The following is a 19,839-nucleotide window of genomic DNA, read 5'->3' on the forward strand; positions in this document are numbered from 1 at the left end:
CTGTACCACTGGCCTGAACGCGGTCCTCGGCACCCCTCGACGACCCGTCCCTTGGCCATCCCCGTCGCCCGCCGTGACATTCCGTTTGGGTTTTCGGACCGTCAACCGGAAGACTGCACCCGTGACGTCCCGTATCCCGCGCGACTCCAGGCTTCGACTCGTCCGCCCGCGACCCCTGGCCGCCGCCCCCCGAGCGATGAACCAGCGGCGCTCGCGCCGCCCCGCACCCCGCCCTCCGGAGGGCACGCCGGCCCCCGCGGAACTGGCCAGAATGGCTCGCTCCGGCCTGGCCGGAGCCGCCCGCGTCGCCCACTGGGCCGACGCCGCACTACGCCCCGGCCGTGACAGCGCGAGCCCCGACGGCAAGGGCACCCTCTCCGACGCGACCGCCGAACGGGCGGCAGGCGAGCTGGGCCTGACCCCGGCTCAGGTCCGCGCCGACTGGGACACCGCCCGCCTCGCCGGACTCGTCGAGGTGCACGGCGACACCGCCCGCCCCGGCTGGCGGCTGCGCGCCTGGGACCGCGACGACAGTGCCGTACTGCGCGGCTGGGTCGCCCTCTTCGACGCCTGGTCGCTCGCGCACCCCGAACCCCGGGAGCACGAGCCCTCAGCCGTCGCCGAGGTCGTCTCGGCCATGCCTCAGGTGCTCTCCTTCCTCCAGCTGTCCGCCGGCCCCGTCCCCGTCGAACAGCTCCTCGACCTCCTCGGCCAACGGGTCACCGAACTCCGCACCGAGCGCTGCGAGATCCCGTACGGCCCCCAGCCCGAACCCGTCCCGGCCGTCCCGCAGCCACCGGCCGCCGACACCCCCCTCGACCCCCTCCTCGACTGGGCCCTGCACGCACTGGCCTCCGTCGGCGCCCTCACCTACGGCGACGGCCAGGCCACTCTCACCCCGCTCGGCAGCTGGGCGGTCTGGGTCAAGCTGGAGCAGATCTGCGTGGCCGCGCAGAGCCCCGCGGGGAACATCGAGCAGTCCGCCGAGGACATGCTCCGCGGCTGCTCCCAGCTCCGCCCGAACGCCGCCCGCGCCGAGTACCGCGCCTGGCTCGCCGCCCGCACCGTGGGCAGTGCGGTCGGCGAGCTGATCGACGCCGCCCGCGGTGAGGACGCCCTGCTGCGCGGCCTCGCCTTCGAGGCGCTGCGGGTCGTGGGCGCCCCCGCCGAGCCCGATGTCCGCTCCGTCGCCGACGAGGCGACCCTGCGGCCGTACGCCCTGCTGTGGCTCGCGGAGCACGACGGGATCGACCCGGAGGACGCCCACGAGGTGCTCACCCGTGCCGAGGCCACCTGGCTGTGGGTCGACACCGCCGCCGCGGTCGCCGACCACGGGGAGGCCCCGCTGCTGGTGCGCCACCTGGAGTCCGCGATCCAGCCGACCGTGCCCATGCTCCTCGACGAGGTGCGCGCCGTGGGGCATCCCCGCACCGTGCAGGTCCTCGTCGCGCTCGCCGCCGCGCACCCCGACCCGGCACTGGCCAAGGCCGTACGCCGGGCGGCCTTCCAGGTGCACACGGGGGGCAGCTAGGCGCGGTCAGGTCCCTGTGTCCGGAGCGTATGTACCGAAGCTCCAGATGTTGCCCTCGGCGTCCCGGGCCATGTAGTCCCGCGAGCCGTACTCCTGGTCCGTCGGGGGCATCAGCATCTCCGCGCCGTGCTCCACGGCCCGGCGGTGATGGGCGTCGACGTCGTCCACGACGATGTACACCCCGGCGGGGCCCGCGCTCTTCATCGCCTCGTCGAAGCGGCCGCCGCGGCCCTTGGAGCCGAGCATCACCGCGCCGTTCCCCTGCACCAGCTCCGCGTGCATCACCGAGCCGTCCTCGCCCTCGTACACCGCGAGTTCGGTGAAGCCGAAGGCCTCCGTGAGCTGCCGGATCGCCGCCTTCGCGTCCGTGTACAGCAGCGACGGGTAGATGCTGGGACGCCCGCTGTCCTTGGCTGCCATGCCGATCACTTCCTTGTGCGTCGGGTGTTCCTCGTCGATCGGGTGTTTTTCGCTGTTCTGGACCCTTTCGACGAGTCTTGCACCCGCCACTGACAACGCCCCCGCGAACCGTGCGCCGCGCCCGCCGACCGCCGTCAGCGGAAGGTGTTGCACTGCGCCATGTCGCCGGTCCGGTAGCCCGTGTAGAACCACTGCTGTCGCTGCGCCGCCGACCCGTGCGTCCAGCTCTCCGGCGTCACCCGGCCCTGGAACCGCTCCTGGATCCGGTCGTCGCCCACGGCCGCCGCCGCGTCCAGGCCGTCCCGGATGTCGGCGTCCGTGAGGCTGGTGATCAGCGGGCGCCCGGTCGACTCGTCCTTCGTGGTGGTCGCGTGATGCGCCCACACACCGGCGTAGCAGTCCGCCTGGAGCTCCACCTTCACCGCGTTGCTGTTCGCGCCCGTCCGGCCGTCCTGCGACCTGCCGAGCGTGCCCATGAGGTCCTGCACGTGGTGCCCGTACTCGTGGGCCACGACGTACGCCTGCGCGAACGGCCCGCCGCTGGAGCCGAACTTGGTCCGCAGCTCGTTGAAGAACCCCAGGTCCAGATAGACCTTCCGGTCACCGGGGCAGTAGAACGGCCCCACCGCCGAGGTCGCCGTCCCGCACGCGGTCGCGACCTGCCCGCTGAAGAAGACCGTGGGCGACCGCGTGTACGTACCGCTGCGCCGTTGGAACTCCTGCGCCCAGAAGTCCTGCACGCTGTTGACCACCGCCACGATGCGGCAGTCCTCCTTGGTGTTCGCGTCCTGCCCGGTCCGGCAGGCCGTCTGTACCTGGGCCAGCGAGGAAGCGGTCGCCGCCGGTGAGTCGCTGCCCGACGACAACCCCAGGTTGTCGGGACCGACGCCGAAGAAGAGCCCGAGCAGCAGCGCGATCAGCCCCGCGAGGCCGCCGCCCACGGTCGCCCGGCCACCGGGAATCCGGCTGCCGCGCACGTCCTGCACCTCGGAGGTGTCCAGATTCGCGTCGTCGTCGAACTGCATGGCGTCATCCTCGCCCGCCGTCCCCGGTGAAGCGCCGGACGAGGGGCCGAACGGGGGACGGCCGTCGACCCTGCACGCACGCGCGTGCCGTACGTCACGATGCGTACCCCTCCTTGTCGCCCGATACCTGCCCGGACCGCGCAGCTCACCGCCGTGCGCGCCCCGTACCGGATCACCCCGGGCCGCCCGCCCCACGGCGGGCACCCAGCGCGCACCGGAAAAGCCCTTGCACGGCCCCGTTAGACTTGGCCCATGGCCATTCTCCTCGCGCATTAGACGGCGGGAACGTCCTCAGCCGCCCCTTCCGCCTACGACCCCGCTCTGGAGTCTGTCCGTGATCTCCGCCTCCGGTATCGAGCTGCGCGCCGGTGCCCGCGTCCTCATCGAGTCCGCCACCTTCCGTGTCGCCAAGGGCGACCGCATCGGTCTGGTCGGGCGCAACGGCGCCGGCAAGACCACCCTGACCAAGGTCCTGGCCGGCGAGGGCCAGCCCGCCGGGGGCACCGTCACCCGCTCCGGCGAGGTCGGCTACCTCCCGCAGGACCCCCGCACCGGCGACCTGGACGTGCTCGCCAGCGACCGCATCCTCTCCGCGCGCGGCCTGGACACCCTGATCCGCAAGATGCGCGAGAACGAACAGCGCATCGCCAACGGCAGCGGCGCCACCCGCGACAAGGCCATGCGGCAGTACGAGCGCCAGGAGACGGAGTTCCTCACCAAGGGCGGCTACTCCGCCGAGGCCGAGGCCGCCACCATCGCCGCCGCGCTGAACCTCCCGGACCGGGTGCTCGGCCAGCCGCTGCACACGCTCTCCGGCGGTCAGCGCCGCCGTATCGAGCTGGCCCGCATCCTGTTCTCGGACGCGGACACCCTGCTCCTCGACGAGCCCACGAACCACCTCGACGCCGACTCGATCGTCTGGCTGCGCGACTACCTGAAGACGTACCGCGGCGGCTTCATCGTGATCTCCCACGACACCGACCTGGTCGAGACGGTCGTCAACAAGGTGTTCTATCTGGACGCCAACCGCTCCCAGATCGACTACTACAACATGGGCTGGAAGCTCTACCAGCAGCAGCGCGAGGCCGACGAGAAGCGTCGCAAGCGCGAGCGCCAGAACGCCGAGAAGAAGGCCGCCGCCCTGCACTCGCAGGCCGACAAGATGCGCGCCAAGGCCACCAAGACGGTCGCCGCGCAGAACATGGCCAAGCGCGCCGACCGCCTGCTCGCCGGTCTCGACGCGGTGCGGGTCTCCGACAAGGTCGCCAAGCTGCGCTTCCCGGAGCCCTCGCCCTGCGGCAAGACCCCGCTCATGGCGGAGGGCCTGTCGAAGTCGTACGGCTCCCTGGAGATCTTCACCGACGTCGACCTGGCCATCGACAAGGGTTCGCGCGTCGTCATCCTCGGGTTGAACGGCGCGGGCAAGACGACCCTCCTGAAGCTCCTCGGCGGCGCCGAGAAGCCCGACACCGGAGAGGTCATCGAGGGCCACGGCCTCAAGCTCGGCTACTACGCGCAGGAGCACGAGACCCTGGACCCGGAGCGCACGGTCCTGGAGAACATGCGCTCCGCCGCCCCCGACCTGGACCTGGTCGAGGTCCGCAAGACCCTCGGCTCGTTCCTGTTCTCCGGGGACGACGTCGACAAGCCGGCCGGGGTCCTCTCCGGCGGCGAGAAGACCCGCCTCGCGCTCGCCACGCTCGTCGTGTCGTCCGCGAACGTCCTCCTCCTGGATGAGCCGACGAACAACCTGGACCCCGCAAGCCGCGAGGAGATCCTCGGCGCGCTGCGCACCTACAAGGGCGCCGTCGTTCTCGTCACCCACGACGAGGGCGCCGTGGAGGCTCTCCAGCCCGAGCGCATCATCCTGCTGCCGGACGGCGTCGAGGACCTGTGGGGTGCGGATTACGCGGATCTCGTCGCGTTGGCCTGATGGTCAGTGCCGCTTGACCGAATGCTTGATCCACGGCGTATGGATCATTCGGCCTACCGTTGATCCACCATCTGTGTGAGGTCTCCTCGTACCGAGGTGTGTCGTACATCGATTTCCCGGCCGAGCCCTTTATCGACAAGGGCTCGGCCGTTCTGCGTCTCTGACCAGGTACTTCGCGGAACAACTCGTTCGGCCGTACGGACAGCGCCCTATGGAATTCCACATTCCACATGTGGGGACGCGCTCCTGTCGTCAAAACCTTGTCTTACGGACCTTGCCGAATGGGTGGCCATGAACGCTTGGAGGGGTGATCATGAGGAGACCAAGAGCGCACTTCCCATGAGGAGGCACGGGTGGCCGAGACTCTGAAGAAGGGCAGCCGGGTAACCGGCGCCGCGCGCGACAAGCTCGCGGCAGACCTGAAGAAGAAGTACGACTCCGGTGCGAGCATCCGAGCGCTGGCCGAGGAGACCGGCCGTTCGTATGGCTTCGTCCACCGGATGCTCAGTGAGTCGGGCGTCACGCTCCGTGGGCGTGGCGGGGCGACCCGGGGCAAGAAGGCTTCGGCCTGATCCCGGGCGGCCCATCGGTTTCGATGGTGGCCACCCGGTCGGACGACTGACCGGCCGGGTGGTTACTGTGCAGTCACTTAGCTCTGCTCTGCTGACCGCACACATCGGAGGCGCCCCATGGCTTCGCCCGAACAGGACGACAAGGACCTCGGTCCCGTACTCGACAAGGACGGCGTACGGCTCACCGTCGACGACGCGATCGCCACGGTGACCCTGACCAACCCGGCCAAGCGCAACGCTCAAAGTCCTGCTCTGTGGCGGGCGTTGGCGGAGGCCGGACGGTCGTTGCCGGGCACCGTCCGCGTCGTGGTGCTGCGCGCCGAGGGCAAGTCCTTCTCGGCCGGACTCGACCGGCGGGCGTTCACGCCCGAGGGCTTCGACGGCGAACCGTCGTTCATCGACCTCGCGCACAGCGACGACTCCGTGCTCGACGGGGCCATCGCCGAGTACCAGGAAGGCTTCACCTGGTGGCGGCGCAGCGACCTCGTGTCCATCGCCGCCGTCCAGGGGCATGCCATCGGCGCCGGATTCCAGCTCGCCCTCGCCTGTGACCTGCGCGTCGTCGCCGACGACGTGCAGTTCGCCATGCGCGAGACCAGCCTCGGCCTGGTGCCCGACCTGACCGGCACGCACCCCCTGGTGGGCCTTGTCGGCTACGCCCGCGCGCTCGAGATCTGCGCGACGGGCCGCTCCGTCCTGGCCGAGGAGGCCGTCAGCACCGGCCTCGCGAACATCGCCGTCCCCGCCGACCAGCTCGAGGACGCCGTACGCGACCTGACGACCGCGCTGCTGGCCGCCCCGCGCGACGCCGTCATCGAGACCAAGGCGCTGCTCCAGGGCGTCCAGGGCCGCGCCTACGACGACCAGCGCGCCGCCGAGCGGGCCGCGCAGGCGCGCCGGCTGCGGGACCTGGCAGGCGTCGGCGAGTAAGGCCGTCGGCCCACCTTCCGGACCGCCGGCCCATTCTCAGGGCCGCCGGTCCACCTTCAGGGCCGCCGATTTACCTTCAGGGCCGTCGGCCCACCTCGCCACCCACCCACCGTGCCGTCAGTCCACCTTGGTGACCAGTACGGCCACGGTCGGGTGGGCCGGGAGCGCCTCGCCGACCGCCGCGCGGACCTCCCGGGCCACATCCACGGCCCGGCGGTCCGCGCGCACCGCGAGCTCCACACGCGCGTGGAGACGCGGCAGCGCCCCCTCGCCCGCGACGTCCTCCATGTGCACCGCCCGGCCGAGGCCACCCAGCGCACCGGTCAGCCGGACCACACCCGGGACGGCGAGCGCGGCTGCGGCGACCTGGGAGGCGGCGTCGCCGTCAATACCGTCCACCTGATCAACGTCATCAACATGGTCAATGTCGTCGGCAGGGTCATGATCCGCAGCGTCCAGACGGTCGGCGTCGTCCAGGTGGTCAAGGGCGTCAACGTCGTCGTCGACGGCAATGTCGTCCATATGGTCCAACAGGACCGTCACCTGTAGATCGATCTCCGCCACCACCAGCCCGAGCCGCTCCGCCGAGGCCGTCGCCAGCGCCGTACGCAGGCGGGACGCCGCCTCCGGCAGGGGTTCCGTGGCCACCGCCGCGAAGCCGGCCGTGATCCGCAGCGGGCCGGGCGGCAGCGCGCCCGGCGGAGGCGGTACGGCGGGTTCCTGCGTATCCCCGGGATCGGCGAGGGCGATCCGCAGCGCGCCCAGCCGCACGCCCCGAACCCGCTCCGCGGCGCCCCGCAGCACCGCTTCCGCCGCCCGCTCGGCGACCCACGCGCCGTCCCGCCGGTCACCCAGTGGCAGCAATCTGCCGAGCCGGAGTTGATGCCGTACCGCTCGCGTCCACGCGTCCGCCGTCATGCCCTCAGCCTGCCGCATCTCCAGCGCGAGACCGCGCAACCGGAACTACCGTGGTCGAAGGACGACGACCGAAAGGGATGTACGGCGATGACCGACATGACGGAGCGGAACCGGACACAGGACCCCGACGGCGACCGGGAGCCCCTGCAGACGCGCAAAACCCCGACCAAGCGCGGCGGCGGCGACCCCGCGTCCAGGGGACGGACGACGATCGCCGACGGCGTCGTGGAGAAGATCGCCGGGCTCGCCGCCCGGGACGTCCTCGGCGTCCACGCCATGGGCAGCGGACTGTCCCGCACCTTCGGGGCCGTGCGCGACCGGGTCCCAGGCGGTTCGAAATCGGTGTCCAGAGGTGTCAAGGCAGAGGTCGGCGAGGTGCAGACCGCGCTCGACCTGGAGATCGTCGTCGACTACGGCGTGTCCATCGCGGACGTCGCCCGAGCCGTACGGGAGAACGTCATCGCGGCCGTGGAGCGGATGACCGGCCTCGAGGTCGTCGAGGTCAACATCGCGGTCAGCGACGTGAAGCTGCCGGACGAGGAGGACGACGAACCGGAGCCCAGGCTCCAGTGACCGATCCGGCGTACGAGTCAACGAGCGGGCCGACGAACGAGCTGAGGAGCGCAGGATGAGCAGGGCCGTGGTCGGCATGATCGCCGGAATGGCGCTGGGCTTCGCCGGATACTTCGGCGGGTTCGGGGCGTTCCTGCTGGTGGCGGCCCTGGGCGCCGTCGGGTACGTCGTCGGCCGGTTCCTCGAGGGGGACCTGGAACTCGGCGACTTCTTCCGCTCGCGTGACGACCGGCGGCGATGACACCCGTGAGCGGCGGGGACAGCGCCGTCGACGAGCGCGGCGCACCCGCGGCGGTCGTCGCGCCCGGCGAGCGGGGCGCCACCCGGATCGCCGACCGGGTGGTGGCGAAGATCGCCGCGCAGGCCGCGCGTGAGGCGCTCGGACCGCTGCCCCCGGAGGTCGCGCCGCCGCATGCGACCGTCGTCGTACACCACGACACGGTACGCGTGCGCGTGCACCTCGAACTCGGCTATCCCTGCGATATCGGCGACCGCTGTACTCGGGTGCGTCGACAGGTGGTTCAGCGGGTACGCGCGTTGGTGGGCATGGAGGTACCCGAGGTCGCCGTCCATGTGGAACGGCTGCATCCGGCACATGCGCACCGCGCGGCACAGGGGAGGACGCGATGAGCGAGCCCCAGGGCTCCGAAGGCACGACCCAACGACTACCGGTCATCGAGAAGGACACCGATCCCGGACACGGCGGGTATACCGCCGCATCCGACTACGACGTTCCCGTCGTCCACGACGGCGACGGCAAGGGCGGCCGCTTCTGGTCGGCGCGCCGCGTCCCCGCTGGCATCGTCGCCGTCCTGCTGCTGGCCGGCGCGGGCGTCCTGCTCTACGACGTCGCCGCCGTCCGCGCCGAGCGGCCCGCGATGCACTGGCGCCGCGCACTGGCCCGGCAGCTCGCCGAACGGCCCCTGGACGACACCTGGGTCCTCGTCGGCGCCGGAATCGCCGCCGCCCTCGGCCTGCTGCTGGTCGTGCTCGCGCTCACCCCCGGACTGCGCCAGGTGCTGACGATGCGCCGCACCCACGCCGACGTCCGGGCCGGCCTCCAGCGCTCCGCCGCCGCGATGGTGCTGCGCGACCGGGCCATGGAGGTCTCGGGCGTGCAGTCGGTGCGCGTACGGACGAGCCGGAAGAAAGCCGACGTCCGCGCGGTGTCGCATTTCCGTGAACTCGACGACGTACGGGCCGACTTGGACGCCGTGCTCGGCGACGCGATCACCGGGCTCGGACTCGCCCGGCCGCCCGCGCTGTCGGTGCATGTCGGCCGTTCCGGACGGAAGGGATGAGGCCGGTGCTCAGGATCGTCAACCGCGTGCTGATCGGTGTAGTGGGCCTCGTACTGCTCGTGTTCGGCGGCTCCGTCCTGGCCGTCGGCCTCGGCGCGAACCCGCCCTCCTGGTGGATCTACGACGGGCGCCACGACGTCCTGCTGAGCGCCGCCCGGCGCACCCGCTGGCGGAGCGACGGCTGGTGGTGGCCGACGGTCCTCGCCGTGCTCGCGGTCCTCGTCCTGCTCGCCCTGTGGTGGCTCGTCGCGGTCCTGCGCAGGCGTCGGCTCACCGAGGTCTCCGTCCGCACCGGTGACGGCGAGGGCGCGCTGCTGCGGGGCCGGGCCCTGGAGGGCGTCCTCGCCGGCGACGCGGGCGAACTGGACGGCGTGGCGCACGCGCACGTGCGGCTCGCCGGGACCCGTACGGCCCCCGAGGCCCGCGTCCAGCTCAGCCTGGAACCGCACGTGGACCCCGGAGTCGCCCTCGACCACCTGACGGCCAACGCCCTGTCCCACGCGCGCGATTCGGCGGGCCTGGAGAGCCTGCCGACGGAGGTCCGCCTGACCGGCGTCAAGCACCGCGCGGAAAGGGTGAGTTGACGGTACGTCAGAAGCCGTGCCGCATACCGCCGTCCACAGGGACCATGATCCCCGTCAGGTAGGACGCGGCCGGCGACAGCAGGAACGCCGCCACCCGCCCGAACTCGTCGGCACTCCCGTAGCGCCGCAGCGGGATCCGCGCCTCGTTGGCCGCACGCGTGGCCTCCGGGTCCGCGGACAGGCCGTCCAGCTCACGCACCCGGTCCGTGTCGATACGGGCCGGGAGCAGCCCCACGACACGGATGCCGCGCGGCCCCAGCTCGTCCGCGAGGGACTTCGCGAACCCGGCGAGACCCGGCCGCAGCGCGTTCGAGATCGTCAGCCCGGGGATCGGCTCGTGCACCGAACCGGACAGCACGAACCCGATGACACCGCCCGGCGCCAGCTCCTCGGCCGCCGCGCGCGCGAGCCGCACCGCGCCCAGGAACACCGACTCGAACGACGTCTGCCACTGCTCGTCGGTCGTGTCCGCGACGAACCCGGGCGGCGGGCCGCCGACGCTCACGAGGATGCCGTCGAAGCCCCCGAAGTGCTCGCGCGCGGCGGCGATCAGCCGGGCCGGCGCCTCCGCGTCGGCGTTGTCGACGGCCACGCCGACCGCGTTCGGCCCCAGCTCGGCCGCCGCGTCGGCGGCCCGCTGCTCGTCCCGCCCGGTGACGACCACCTTCGCACCGTCGGCGAGCAACTCGCGCGCGGTGGCGTTGCCGAGCCCGCGGGTGGCCCCGGTGACGACGTACACGCGGTCCTTCAGTCCAAGATCCATGGCCCTATCCTGCCTCCTCGTCCCCGAACAGGGCGAGGGCGGTGTTCACCAGGCCGATGTGGCTGAACGCCTGCGGGAAGTTGCCCAGCTGACGGCCCGCCACCGGGTCGTACTCCTCCGCGAGCAGCCCCACGTCGTTCGCGAGGCCCACCAGGCGCTCGAACAGCACCCGGGCCTCCTTCCTGCGGCCCGTCATCTGGAGGGCGTCCACGAGCCAGAAGGAACACGCCAGGAAGGCGCCCTCGTCGCCGGGGAGCCCGTCCACGGGGGTGTCGGCCGCGGTGTCGTAGCGGCGTACGAAACCGTCGTGGCCGAGTGCCTCGTGGACTGCGTCGACCGTGCCGACCACCCGGGGGTCGTCGGCGGGCAGGAAGCCGAAGCGGGGGATGAGCAGGAGGGCGGCGTCGAGTTCCTGCGACCCGTAGTACTGCGTGAACGTGTTGCGTTCGGGGTCGTAGCCCTTCTCGCACACGTCCCGGTGCACCTCGTCGCGGAGCTCGCGCCAGCCCTCCAGGTCGCCCGACAGGTCGGCGTACTCCTCCAGGGTGCGCACCGCGCGGTCGGCTGCGACCCAGACCATCACCTTGGAGTGCACGAAGTGCCGGCGCCCGCCGCGCACCTCCCAGAGGCCCTCGTCCGGCTGCTTCCACTGGTCGCGCAGCCAGTCCAGGAGGACGCTCTGCAGGGACCACATGTGCGGCTTGGGCGACAGACCCGCGCGCCGGGCCAGCCACAAGGAGTCCATCACCTCCCCGTAGACGTCGAGTTGGAGCTGGTTGACGGCGCCGTTGCCGATCCGCACGGGCGCCGAACCGCCGAACCCGGAGAGGTGCGGCAGCTCGAACTCGGGGAGCCGACGCTCGCCCGCGACGCCGTACATGATCTGCAGGTCGGCCGGGTCGCCCGCGACCGCGCGCAGCAGCCAGTCGCGCCAGGCCTCGGCCTCCTTGTGGTAGCCCGCCGAGACCAGGGCACCCAGGGTGAGCGTCGAGTCGCGCAGCCAGCAGTAGCGGTAGTCCCAGTTGCGGACGCCGCCCATCTCCTCCGGGAGGGAGGTGGTGGCCGCGGCGACGATGCCGCCCGTCGGACGGTAGGTGAGGGCCTTGAGCGTGATCAGGGAGCGCACGACGACGTCCCTGTAGGGGCCGTCGTAGCGGCAGCGGGCCGCCCAGCGCTCCCAGTCCGAGACGCTGGTGCGCAGCGACTCGTACGGGTCGACGAGCGCCGGACGGGGCTCGTGCGAGGGGTGCCAGGTGAGGACGAAGGCGACCTTCTCGCCGGCCTCGACGGTGAACTCCGAGTGAGTGCTGAAGTCCTCGCCCCAGGTGTGCACTTCGGGCTCGCTGCGCAGCCACACCGAGTCGGGGCCCGCGACGGCCACGTGGTGCCCGTCGGACCTGCGCATCCAGGGCACGACCGCGCCGTAGTCGAAGCGCAGCCGCAGGGTGCTCCGGACGGTGACCTTGCCGCTGAGGCCCTCGACGATGCGTACGACGTCGGGGGCGCGGTGGCGCTGGGGCATCAGGTCGGTGACACGGATCGTGCCCTCGGCGGTCTCCCACTCCGTGTCCAGGACGAGGGTGTCGGGGCGGTAGGCGCGGCGGGTGCAGCGGTCCGCTCCCTCGGGGGCGATGCGCCAGTGGCCGTTGTCCTCGCCACCGAGCAGTCTCGCGAAGCAGGCGGCCGAGTCGAAGCGCGGCAGACACAGCCAGTCGACCGAGCCGTCCATGCCGATCAGAGCCGCGGTCTGTTCGTCGCCGATGAGGGCGTAGTCCTCGATACGTGGGTGCACGGGGTGCGGGTTCCCTCCCTGCCGACGGAGCAATCTTGGTTCGGGGCCGGGCGGGTGAAGAGAGGCCCAGCTCACACGGTCGCGGGCTCGGCCTCCGCCGTCTCCTCTTCCTTCGCGGCCGCCTCCCGGCGGTCGCGAGCCTCGCGGCGGGCGAGGACCACATAGCCGACGGGCACGGCCGCCGCGAACAGCCACCACTGGATCATGTACGCGTAGTTCAGCGGGGCGTCTTCCTTGCCCGGGTCGGAGATCTGCTCCGGGGAGCCGCCCTTCGCCTCCGGCGCGGTCTGCTCCACATAGCCGCCGACCACCGTGGCGTGCAGGCGGCGCGCCTGCTCCTCACTGTTGATCAACATGATCTGGCGGTCGGGCAGGCCCTTGATGTCCTTGATGCCGCTGGCCGCGGTCGTCTCGTCGGCCATCAGACGCCCCGTGATGGTCGTCTTCCCGCTCGGCGGCGCGGGGATCCTCGGGAACGTGGTCTGCGCGCCGGTCGCCGGGATCCATCCACGGTTGATCAACACGACCTTGCCGTCCGTCAGCACGAACGGGGTGAGGACGTGGAAGCCGACCTCGTCGTCGCCATTGGTGCGGCGCCGGACGACGACTTCCTTGGAGGTCTCGAAGGTGCCCGTCGCGGTGACGGTGCGGTACTTCTCCTTACGGGTCACCGCGTGCCCGGGGGAGCTGATCGTCTCCACGGGGACCGGCTTGGCGTGCAGCGCGTCCGTCACCAACTGGTTGCGGGCGCTGCGCATCTCGTAGCGGTGCATCTGCCAGATGCCCAGCCTGATCATCGTCGGGATCAGGAGGAGGGTGATCAACGCGAGGATCACCCACTGCCGGGACATCAGGAAGCGGTACACCCCACGACCGTACAACTCGGTCGTGGGGCGCATTCAGGGGGGTACCGGAAGGGATACGGGTCGCGGATTCCGGAAGACCGGCGGGTCACACCTTGTCGATGATCCCCACCATCCCCTCCGCCCGGGCGCAGTGGCCCCCGCAGAACCAGCGGCCCTCGACCTCCACGCCCTGGCCGATGATCTGCACCCGGCAGTGCTCGCAGATGGGGGCCATGCGGTGGATCGCGCAGGAGAAGCAGTCGAAGACGTGCACCGCGCCCTGCGCGTGCACCTCGAAGCTCATGCCGTAGTCATTGCCACACACTTCACATCTCGCCATGCGCCACAGGGTGGGCCGTCCGCCCGGCACGGGCGAGCGCGCGCGGGGCGCGTCGTACGACAATCACCCGTCCGTACGGTCAGTCCGCCGCCTCGACGTCCCGCAGCAGCTGTCCGAACGCCGCCTCGTCCACCACCGGGGTGCCGAACTGCTTGGCCTTGACGACCTTCGACGTGCCCGAGTCCGGGTCGTTCGTGACGAGCAGGCTGGTCAGCCGGGACAGGCTCGTCGCGACATGCAGACCCGCCTCCACGGCACGGTCCTCCAGCAGCTCGCGCTCGATGGACGTGTCCCCGGAGAACGCGATCCGCATCCCCTGCTTGAGCGGCCTGCCGTCCTCGAACCGTCCCGGGTTCGGGTACGGGCACGCGGGCCGCTTGCGCGCGGGTCGCCAACTGCCCGCTCCGTAGCCGCTGTAGCCGCCCGCCTGCTGGCCGATCCGGGGCGCGGGCCGGTCCGCCCACTCGGTCAGCGGCCGGCACTCGTGCAGCGGCAGCCGTACGCCGCCCCGGGCCGCCGCGCGCAGGCTCGGCCGGAACGCCTCGGCGAGCACGCGCGCGTCGTCGAGCGCGTGGTGCGCGCGCTGCTGCACGACACCGAAGTGCGCGGCCAGGGACTCCAGTTTGTGGTTGGGCAGCGGGAGGCTCAGCTCCTTCGACAGGGCGATGGTGCACAGCCGCTGACGGACCGGCGGATCGATCTGCACGCGCGCGTACTCCCGCGCGATCATCTGCCAGTCGAAGACCGCGTTGTGCGCGACCAGCACGCGGCCCTCCAGGCGGGTCGCGAACTCGTCGGCGATGTCCTTGAAGAGGGGCGCGCCCTCCAGGACGTCACTCGTCAGACCGTGGATCCACACAGGGCCGGGATCGCGCTCCGGGTTGACCATCGTGTACCAGTGGTCCTCGACCTCGCCGAGCGCGTCCAGGCGGTAGACGGCCGCGGAGATTATCCGGTCGTCCCGGGCCAGGCCGGTGGTCTCCACGTCAACTACCGCGTACCCCTGGGGATACGCGGCCGGCCACGGAGCGGCTGCGGACACTGCGGGCGAGTGGTCTTCGAGCATGGTCACTGAGGATACGGGCCGCCACTGACAGCCCTGTCCCTCAGGTCGCCCGCCCCGCCCGCCCGTTCGGGTCCGCCGAATGCGCGTGCGCGTGGCTATGGACCTTTTGCCCGCCCGGTGCGACCGTGCTGCCCGCCTGACGGATGACGGCCTACGAAGGGCGGTACGGCGTATGGCACGCGTACGGTACGGGGCACGGACCGAGGCGGAGATCGCCGCCGCGCGCACGGCGAGTTCCAGACTCCCGGACATCTGGTCCACCGGTGTGGTGGCCGTCTGGGAGAGCGACCCTGACGCGGTCGCGGCGGTCCTGCCGCCGCCCCTCAAGCCCACCGGGCGGCCCCTGGTCCGGGTGAACATCAGCAAGGTCGAACTGACCGGATACCCCCTGGGCGCGGGCTCGTTGGCGGTCGCCGCCGCGCACGACGGCGTCGAGGGCTGGTACCCCCTGGTGATGCCGATGACCCACGAACGGGCCCTCACCGGCGGACGTGAGGTCTTCGGGGAGCCCAAGAAACTCGGCGAGGTGACCGTCGAGCGCGTGGGCCTCGTCGTGCGCGCGTCCCTGGCCCGGCACGGCATCGCCTTCGTCGAGGTCCGCGGCGCCGTCAGCGAGGAACTGCCCCTCCCGGGGCCGACGCAGAAGACCGACTTCTACTTCAAGTTCCTTCCCGCGGTGGACGGTTCGGGCTTCGACGCCGACCCGGTGCTCGTGCACTGCCTGCGCAACGAGAAGGTCCGCCGACTGGAACGCGTCACCGGGGACGTCGTCCTGCGCGAGTCCATGTACGACCCGGTCGCCGACCTGCCCGTGCGCTCCCTCGTCGACATCACCATCGGCGAGAAGACCAGCGACCAGCGCGGCAAGGTCGTCGAACGGGTCGACGCGCAGGCCCTGTTGCCGTACATCCACCAGCGCTACGACGACCCGCTCCAGATCCACGACGGGCCTCCCGAGGGGAGCGTCTGATGGAACTGAGGGAGGGTCAGGTCGCCGTCGTCACCGGGGCGGCGAGCGGGATCGGGCTCGCGATGGCACGGCGGTTCGCCGCCGAGGGACTCAAGGTGGTCCTCGCCGACGTCGAGCAGGGCGCCCTGGACAAGGCCGCCGCCGACCTGCGTGCCGACGGAGCCGACGTGCACGCGCGCGTGGTTGACGTCGGCGTACGCCAACAGGTCCTGGATCTGGCCGAGTCGGCCTACGAGACGTACGGCGCCGTCGACGTCCTGTGCAACAACGCCGGGGTCGGCTCGGGTGCCGAGGGCCGGATGTGGGAGCACGAACCGAACGACTGGCAGTGGGCGTTCGCCGTCAACGTGTGGGGCGTCTTCCACGGCATCCAGGCGTTCGTCCCGAGGATGATCAAGTCCGATCAACCCGGTCATGTCGTCAACACGTCCTCCGGGGACGGCGGGATCGCTCCGCTGCCCACCGCCTCCGTGTACGCCGTCACCAAGGCGGCCGTCGTCACGATGACCGAGTCCCTGTACGCCCACCTGAGGGCGGAGCACGCGCGCGTGGGCGCCTCGGTGCTCTTCCCGGGGCCCCACATGCTGCGCACCGGCCTGTGGGAGTCGCACCGCAACCGGCCCGCCCGGTACGCCAAGGAGCGCCCCCGCAGGACGCCGTACCGCAGCCTCGGCCAGTGGGAGAGCGCGATGAAGGAGGCCGGCAAGGAGGTCGCCTTCACGCCCGTGGAGGAGGTCGCCGAGCTCGTCGTGGACGGCATCCGGGCGGACCGCTTCTGGATGCTGCCCGAGAGCGAGCACAGCGACGCCCAGATCCGGGCACGGGCCGGCTCGATGCTCGACCGGACGAACCCGTCGTACCTCGAAAGCTTCATCCTGGACTGAGGGGGCTGTTGTGACCGACCAGGAGCCGTACCTGATCATCTCCTCCGACTGCCACGCCGGGCTGCCCACCGAGGAGTACCGGCCCTATCTGGACGCCCGGTTCCACCGGGACTTCGACGAGTTCCTCGCCGGACGCGACCGGCGCCGCGAGGAGATGACCCGGCTGGGCATCCGCAACGAGGCGTTCGCCGCCAAGTGGTTCCACGACAACGAGGAAGGCCTGCGCGGCGGTTGGGACAGCGCGCAGCGCCTCAAGGAGCTGGACGGGGACGGGGTGGCCGCCGAGGTGGTCTTCCCGGACGCCGACGCCGTCGACAGCCAGACGGCCGCGCCCTTCGGAGTGGGCCTCGGCCTCTCCGGGGACCAGGACCCCGAGTTGGGCATGGCGGGCGCCCAGGCGCACAACCGCTGGCTCGCCGACTTCGTCTCCGAGCACCCCGAACGGCACTGCGGAGTCGCCCTGTTGCCGATAACGGCCCCTACGGAGAAGGCCGTCGCGGAGATCCACCGCGCCAAGGAGTCCGGTCTCGGCGCCCTGATGATCCCCTCCATGTGGGTCGACAAGGAGCCCTACCACGACCGCCGTTACGACCCCGTGTGGGCGGCCGCCGCCGAGTGCGGGATGCCCGTACTGACCCACTCCGGGGCGGCGCCCCGCCACGAGTACGGCGACCACCTGGGCATCTACGTGAGCGAGGTGACCTGGTGGCCCGCCCGGCCGCTCTGGTTCCTGCTCTGGTCCGGAGTCTTCGAACGCCACCCGGGCCTCAAGTTCGGTGTGGCGGAGTCGGGTTGCTGGTGGCTGCCGAACCAGCTGTGGTTCATGGACCGCCTCTACCTGGGCGCCCACGGCGGCAAGAAGCTGTCTCCGTTCGCGGAGCTGAAGCGGCCGCCACACGAGTACCTCGACCGCCAGGTCTTCATCTGCGCCACCAACACCAAGCGCCGTGAACTGGCGCAGCGCTACGAGATCGGCGTCGACAACATCCTCTGGGGCAGCGACTTCCCGCACCCCGAGGGCACCTGGCCCGACACGCGCGCGTGGCTGAAGCGCACCTTCCACGACATCCCGGTCGACGAGACCCGCCGCATGCTGGGTCTCGCGGCGGCGGACGCCTTCGGCTTCGACGTGGCCGCGCTGAGCCCGCTGGCCCGCCGGATCGGCCCGACCCCCGCCGAACTCGGCCAGCAGGACGACCAGGAGGCCGTGAGGGCGTCCTGGGCGCGCTCGCGGGAGGTGGGGCGGCACTGGCTGACCGACCACGACTTCCCGGTCCTGGGGGCGACGCCATGAGCGCGACGGACTCCCTGGACCCGGTGGGCCCCGACGGCGCGGACCGGTACACGGTCATCTCCGCCGACTGCCACGCGGGCGCCGATCTCCTCGACTACAGGCCCTACCTGGAGCAGCGGTACCACGACGAGTTCGACGCGTGGGCGGCCACCTACGTCAATCCGTACGAGGACCTGGTCGCCGACACGGCCGACCGGAACTGGAACTCCGCGCGGCGGATCGCGGAGCTGGAGCAGGACGGGATCGTCGCGGAGGTCGTCTTCCCGAACACCATCCCGCCGTTCTTCCCGTCCGGCTCCCTGATGGCGCCCGCGCCCACCGCCGAGGAGTTCCGGCGCCGCTGGGCCGGCCTGCGCGCCCACAACCGCTGGCTGGCGGACTTCTGTTCGGCCGCACCGGGCCGACGGGCGGGTGTCTTCCAGATCCTCCTGAACGACGTCCAGGAGGCCGTCAAGGAGATCCGGTGGGCCGTCGCGGCGGGCCTCCGGGGCGGTCTCCTGCTGCCGGGCACCCCTCCGGGTTCCGGACTGCCGGAGCTGTACTCGTCGGCGTACGACCCGATCTGGGCCGTGTGCGCGGAACTCGGCGTCCCCGTCAACCACCACGCGGGCTCGGCGTCCCCGCCCCTGGGCGACGAACCGGCCGCCCGCGCGGTGTACATGGTCGAGACGACCTGGTTCTCGCACCGCGCCCTGTGGCACCTCATCTTCGGCGGTGCCTTCCGCCGCCACCCGGACCTGCGACTGGTCCTGACCGAGCAGGGCTCCGGATGGATACCCGGGGTGCTCGACATGCTGGATTATTACCACGGCAGGCTGGTCGCGGCGGCTACGAAGGCATCGACCGCGGAGTCCAAGTTCGGCGCGGGACTGGCCGCCTCCATGGGGAAGGGTCCGTCGGAGGTATGGCGCGACAACTGCTTCGTGGGCGCCAGTTTCATGCGCCCCCATGAGGTGCCCCTGCGCGACCGCATCGGCATCGAGAAGATCATGTGGGGCAGCGACTTCCCGCACGACGAGGGCACGTACCCGTACTCCAGGGAGGGCCTCCGTTTCGCGTACGCGCGCGTGCCGCGCGACGAGGTCGCCGCCATGCTCGGCGGCAACGCGGCCCGCGTGTACGGCTTCGACCTCGACGCCCTGGACCCGGTCGCGGCGAAGGTCGGCCCCCTGGTGAGCGAGATCGCGGAGCCCCTCGCCGAACCGCCGGCCGGCGCGACGAGCCCGGTGTTCGCGCGGGGAGCGTCGGTACGGGTGTGGTGAGGCCCGGGGTGGAATCCTCCGGGGGTGACTGAAACCAACGTCGAGTCCCACTCCGAGGCCCACGGCGGCAGCCTCGGCTCCCGGCTGAACTGGCTGCGGGCCGCGGTCCTCGGCGCGAACGACGGCATCCTGTCGACCGCCGGACTCGTCGTCGGCGTGGCCGGCGCCACGGACGACCGCACGGCGCTGCTGACGGCCGGCCTCGCGGGTCTCCTCGCCGGCTCCATGTCGATGGCGGCGGGGGAGTACGTGTCCGTCTCGACGCAGCGCGACTCGGAGAAGGCCGCCCTGGCCATGGAGAAGCGCGAGCTGAAGGAGCAACCGGAGGCGGAACTGGAGGAGTTGACCGAACTCCTCCAGGACCGCGGGCTGACCCGGGACGTGGCCATGGAGGCGGCGGCCCAGCTCACGGAACGCGACGCACTGCGCGCCCACGCGCGCGTGGAGCTCAACATCGACCCCGACGACCTCACCAACCCCTGGCACGCGGCCGGGGCGAGCTTCCTGTCCTTCACGATCGGCGCCTTGCTGCCCCTCCTGGCGATCGTCCTGCCCCCGGCCGACTGGCGCCTCGGCGTCACCGTCGTCTCCTCCCTCGCGGCCCTCGTCCTCACCGGCTGGGCCAGCGCCCGCCTCGGCGCGGCCGCCCCGAAGCCGGCGATGGCGCGGAACGTGGCCGGGGGAGCGCTGGCGATGGCGGTGACGTACGTGGCGGGGACGCTCCTCGGGGCGGCCGGAGCCTGACGCGTTGGCGGAGATCACCAACAAGCAAGCGCGTACCCCCGGTAATACTTGTGGGTAACAACGTCTAGTCGCGGCCGATGTGCGGTCCTACG

At 71.6% G+C, this 19,839-nt stretch carries 22 protein-coding genes; 14 read left to right on the forward strand and 8 right to left on the reverse strand.

Annotation, left to right across the window (positions count from 1 at the left end):
* The first annotated feature begins 121 nt into the window (after positions 1-121).
* The gene (locus OHT77_RS34175) at positions 122-1,531 is read left to right on the forward strand and encodes a hypothetical protein (RefSeq protein WP_328832274.1); all 1,410 of its coding nucleotides are present in this window, start codon (positions 122-124) and stop codon (positions 1,529-1,531) included.
* 6 nt (positions 1,532-1,537) lie between these two features.
* Here OHT77_RS34175 and OHT77_RS34180 read toward each other — a convergent pair whose 3' ends face one another.
* Positions 1,538-1,951, reverse strand: coding sequence for a VOC family protein (locus tag OHT77_RS34180; RefSeq protein ID WP_328832275.1), 414 nt, complete (start codon positions 1,949-1,951; stop codon positions 1,538-1,540).
* A 134-nt stretch (positions 1,952-2,085) separates the two neighbouring features.
* A complete protein-coding gene (gene ypfJ / locus OHT77_RS34185; RefSeq protein ID WP_328832276.1) occupies positions 2,086-2,976 on the reverse strand; it encodes a KPN_02809 family neutral zinc metallopeptidase in 891 nt (296 codons plus the stop codon).
* A gap of 334 nt (positions 2,977-3,310) precedes the next feature.
* On the opposite strand from ypfJ, the gene OHT77_RS34190 reads away from it, so the two are divergent.
* The 3 genes from OHT77_RS34190 to OHT77_RS34200 all read left to right on the forward strand — a co-directional run bounded on the left by OHT77_RS34190 (position 3,311) and on the right by OHT77_RS34200 (position 6,411).
* A complete protein-coding gene (locus OHT77_RS34190) occupies positions 3,311-4,909 on the forward strand; it encodes an ABC-F family ATP-binding cassette domain-containing protein (RefSeq protein WP_266767336.1) in 1,599 nt (532 codons plus the stop codon).
* A 353-nt stretch (positions 4,910-5,262) separates the two neighbouring features.
* Positions 5,263-5,481 carry a helix-turn-helix domain-containing protein gene (locus OHT77_RS34195; RefSeq protein WP_019060653.1) on the forward strand — a complete coding sequence of 73 codons (219 nt, stop codon included), beginning with the start codon at positions 5,263-5,265 and terminating at the stop codon, positions 5,479-5,481.
* Between the two features lie 117 nt (positions 5,482-5,598).
* Entirely contained in the window at positions 5,599-6,411 is an 813-nt protein-coding gene (locus OHT77_RS34200) for an enoyl-CoA hydratase/isomerase family protein (protein WP_328832277.1), read from the forward strand.
* 117 nt (positions 6,412-6,528) lie between these two features.
* Here the strand turns inward: OHT77_RS34200 and OHT77_RS34205 are convergent, their stop codons facing one another.
* Positions 6,529-7,329 carry a nucleopolyhedrovirus P10 family protein gene (locus OHT77_RS34205; RefSeq protein WP_328832278.1) on the reverse strand — a complete coding sequence of 267 codons (801 nt, stop codon included), beginning with the start codon at positions 7,327-7,329 and terminating at the stop codon, positions 6,529-6,531.
* Between the two features lie 87 nt (positions 7,330-7,416).
* Here OHT77_RS34205 and OHT77_RS34210 point away from each other — a divergent pair, with 87 nt between their 5' ends.
* The 5 genes from OHT77_RS34210 to amaP are packed head-to-tail and all read left to right on the forward strand — an operon-like array spanning position 7,417 to position 9,787.
* Positions 7,417-7,902 carry an Asp23/Gls24 family envelope stress response protein gene (locus OHT77_RS34210; RefSeq protein WP_266767330.1) on the forward strand — a complete coding sequence of 162 codons (486 nt, stop codon included), beginning with the start codon at positions 7,417-7,419 and terminating at the stop codon, positions 7,900-7,902.
* Positions 7,903-7,957: 55 nt separating this feature from the next.
* Positions 7,958-8,143, forward strand: a complete 186-nt coding sequence (locus OHT77_RS34215) for a hypothetical protein (RefSeq protein ID WP_328832279.1) — start codon at positions 7,958-7,960, stop codon at positions 8,141-8,143.
* Positions 8,140-8,532, forward strand: a complete 393-nt coding sequence (locus OHT77_RS34220; protein WP_328832280.1) for an Asp23/Gls24 family envelope stress response protein — start codon at positions 8,140-8,142, stop codon at positions 8,530-8,532. Before OHT77_RS34215 ends, OHT77_RS34220 begins: the two co-directional genes overlap by 4 nt.
* Positions 8,529-9,203, forward strand: coding sequence for a DUF6286 domain-containing protein (locus tag OHT77_RS34225; protein ID WP_328832281.1), 675 nt, complete (start codon positions 8,529-8,531; stop codon positions 9,201-9,203). The genes OHT77_RS34220 and OHT77_RS34225 overlap by 4 nt, the downstream gene beginning before the upstream one ends.
* Positions 9,200-9,787 carry an alkaline shock response membrane anchor protein AmaP gene (gene amaP, locus OHT77_RS34230; protein ID WP_328832282.1) on the forward strand — a complete coding sequence of 196 codons (588 nt, stop codon included), beginning with the start codon at positions 9,200-9,202 and terminating at the stop codon, positions 9,785-9,787. Before OHT77_RS34225 ends, amaP begins: the two co-directional genes overlap by 4 nt.
* A gap of 7 nt (positions 9,788-9,794) precedes the next feature.
* Here the strand turns inward: amaP and OHT77_RS34235 are convergent, their stop codons facing one another.
* The 5 genes from OHT77_RS34235 to OHT77_RS34255 all read right to left on the reverse strand — a co-directional run bounded on the left by OHT77_RS34235 (position 9,795) and on the right by OHT77_RS34255 (position 14,593).
* The gene (locus OHT77_RS34235) at positions 9,795-10,550 is read right to left on the reverse strand and encodes an SDR family oxidoreductase (RefSeq protein ID WP_328832283.1); all 756 of its coding nucleotides are present in this window, start codon (positions 10,548-10,550) and stop codon (positions 9,795-9,797) included.
* Between the two features lie 4 nt (positions 10,551-10,554).
* Positions 10,555-12,342, reverse strand: coding sequence for a glycoside hydrolase family 15 protein (locus OHT77_RS34240; protein WP_328832284.1), 1,788 nt, complete (start codon positions 12,340-12,342; stop codon positions 10,555-10,557).
* 71 nt (positions 12,343-12,413) lie between these two features.
* A complete protein-coding gene (locus OHT77_RS34245) occupies positions 12,414-13,208 on the reverse strand; it encodes an SURF1 family cytochrome oxidase biogenesis protein (protein ID WP_328832285.1) in 795 nt (264 codons plus the stop codon).
* A gap of 85 nt (positions 13,209-13,293) precedes the next feature.
* Positions 13,294-13,527 carry a hypothetical protein gene (locus OHT77_RS34250; RefSeq protein WP_033286388.1) on the reverse strand — a complete coding sequence of 78 codons (234 nt, stop codon included), beginning with the start codon at positions 13,525-13,527 and terminating at the stop codon, positions 13,294-13,296.
* 79 nt (positions 13,528-13,606) lie between these two features.
* Positions 13,607-14,593 (reverse strand): DEDDh family exonuclease, encoded by a 987-nt coding sequence (locus tag OHT77_RS34255; RefSeq protein ID WP_266767314.1) that lies wholly within the window; start codon positions 14,591-14,593, stop codon positions 13,607-13,609.
* 172 nt (positions 14,594-14,765) lie between these two features.
* On the opposite strand from OHT77_RS34255, the gene OHT77_RS34260 reads away from it, so the two are divergent.
* The 5 genes from OHT77_RS34260 to OHT77_RS34280 are packed head-to-tail and all read left to right on the forward strand — an operon-like array spanning position 14,766 to position 19,747.
* Positions 14,766-15,563, forward strand: coding sequence for an acetoacetate decarboxylase family protein (locus OHT77_RS34260; RefSeq protein ID WP_328832286.1), 798 nt, complete (start codon positions 14,766-14,768; stop codon positions 15,561-15,563).
* A complete protein-coding gene (locus tag OHT77_RS34265) occupies positions 15,563-16,447 on the forward strand; it encodes an SDR family NAD(P)-dependent oxidoreductase (RefSeq protein WP_328832287.1) in 885 nt (294 codons plus the stop codon). Before OHT77_RS34260 ends, OHT77_RS34265 begins: the two co-directional genes overlap by 1 nt.
* A 10-nt stretch (positions 16,448-16,457) precedes the next feature.
* On the forward strand, positions 16,458-17,741 hold the full coding sequence (locus OHT77_RS34270; RefSeq protein ID WP_328832288.1) for an amidohydrolase family protein: 1,284 nt from the start codon (positions 16,458-16,460) through the stop codon (positions 17,739-17,741).
* Positions 17,738-19,003 (forward strand): amidohydrolase family protein, encoded by a 1,266-nt coding sequence (locus OHT77_RS34275; protein ID WP_328832289.1) that lies wholly within the window; start codon positions 17,738-17,740, stop codon positions 19,001-19,003. The genes OHT77_RS34270 and OHT77_RS34275 overlap by 4 nt, the downstream gene beginning before the upstream one ends.
* Before the next feature lie 24 nt (positions 19,004-19,027).
* Entirely contained in the window at positions 19,028-19,747 is a 720-nt protein-coding gene (locus OHT77_RS34280) for a VIT1/CCC1 transporter family protein (protein ID WP_328832290.1), read from the forward strand.
* Positions 19,748-19,839 lie beyond the last annotated feature (92 nt).

It is taken from the genome of Streptomyces sp. NBC_00252 (assembly GCF_036187565.1).
In the GTDB taxonomy this organism is placed as follows: Bacteria; Actinomycetota; Actinomycetes; order Streptomycetales; family Streptomycetaceae; genus Streptomyces.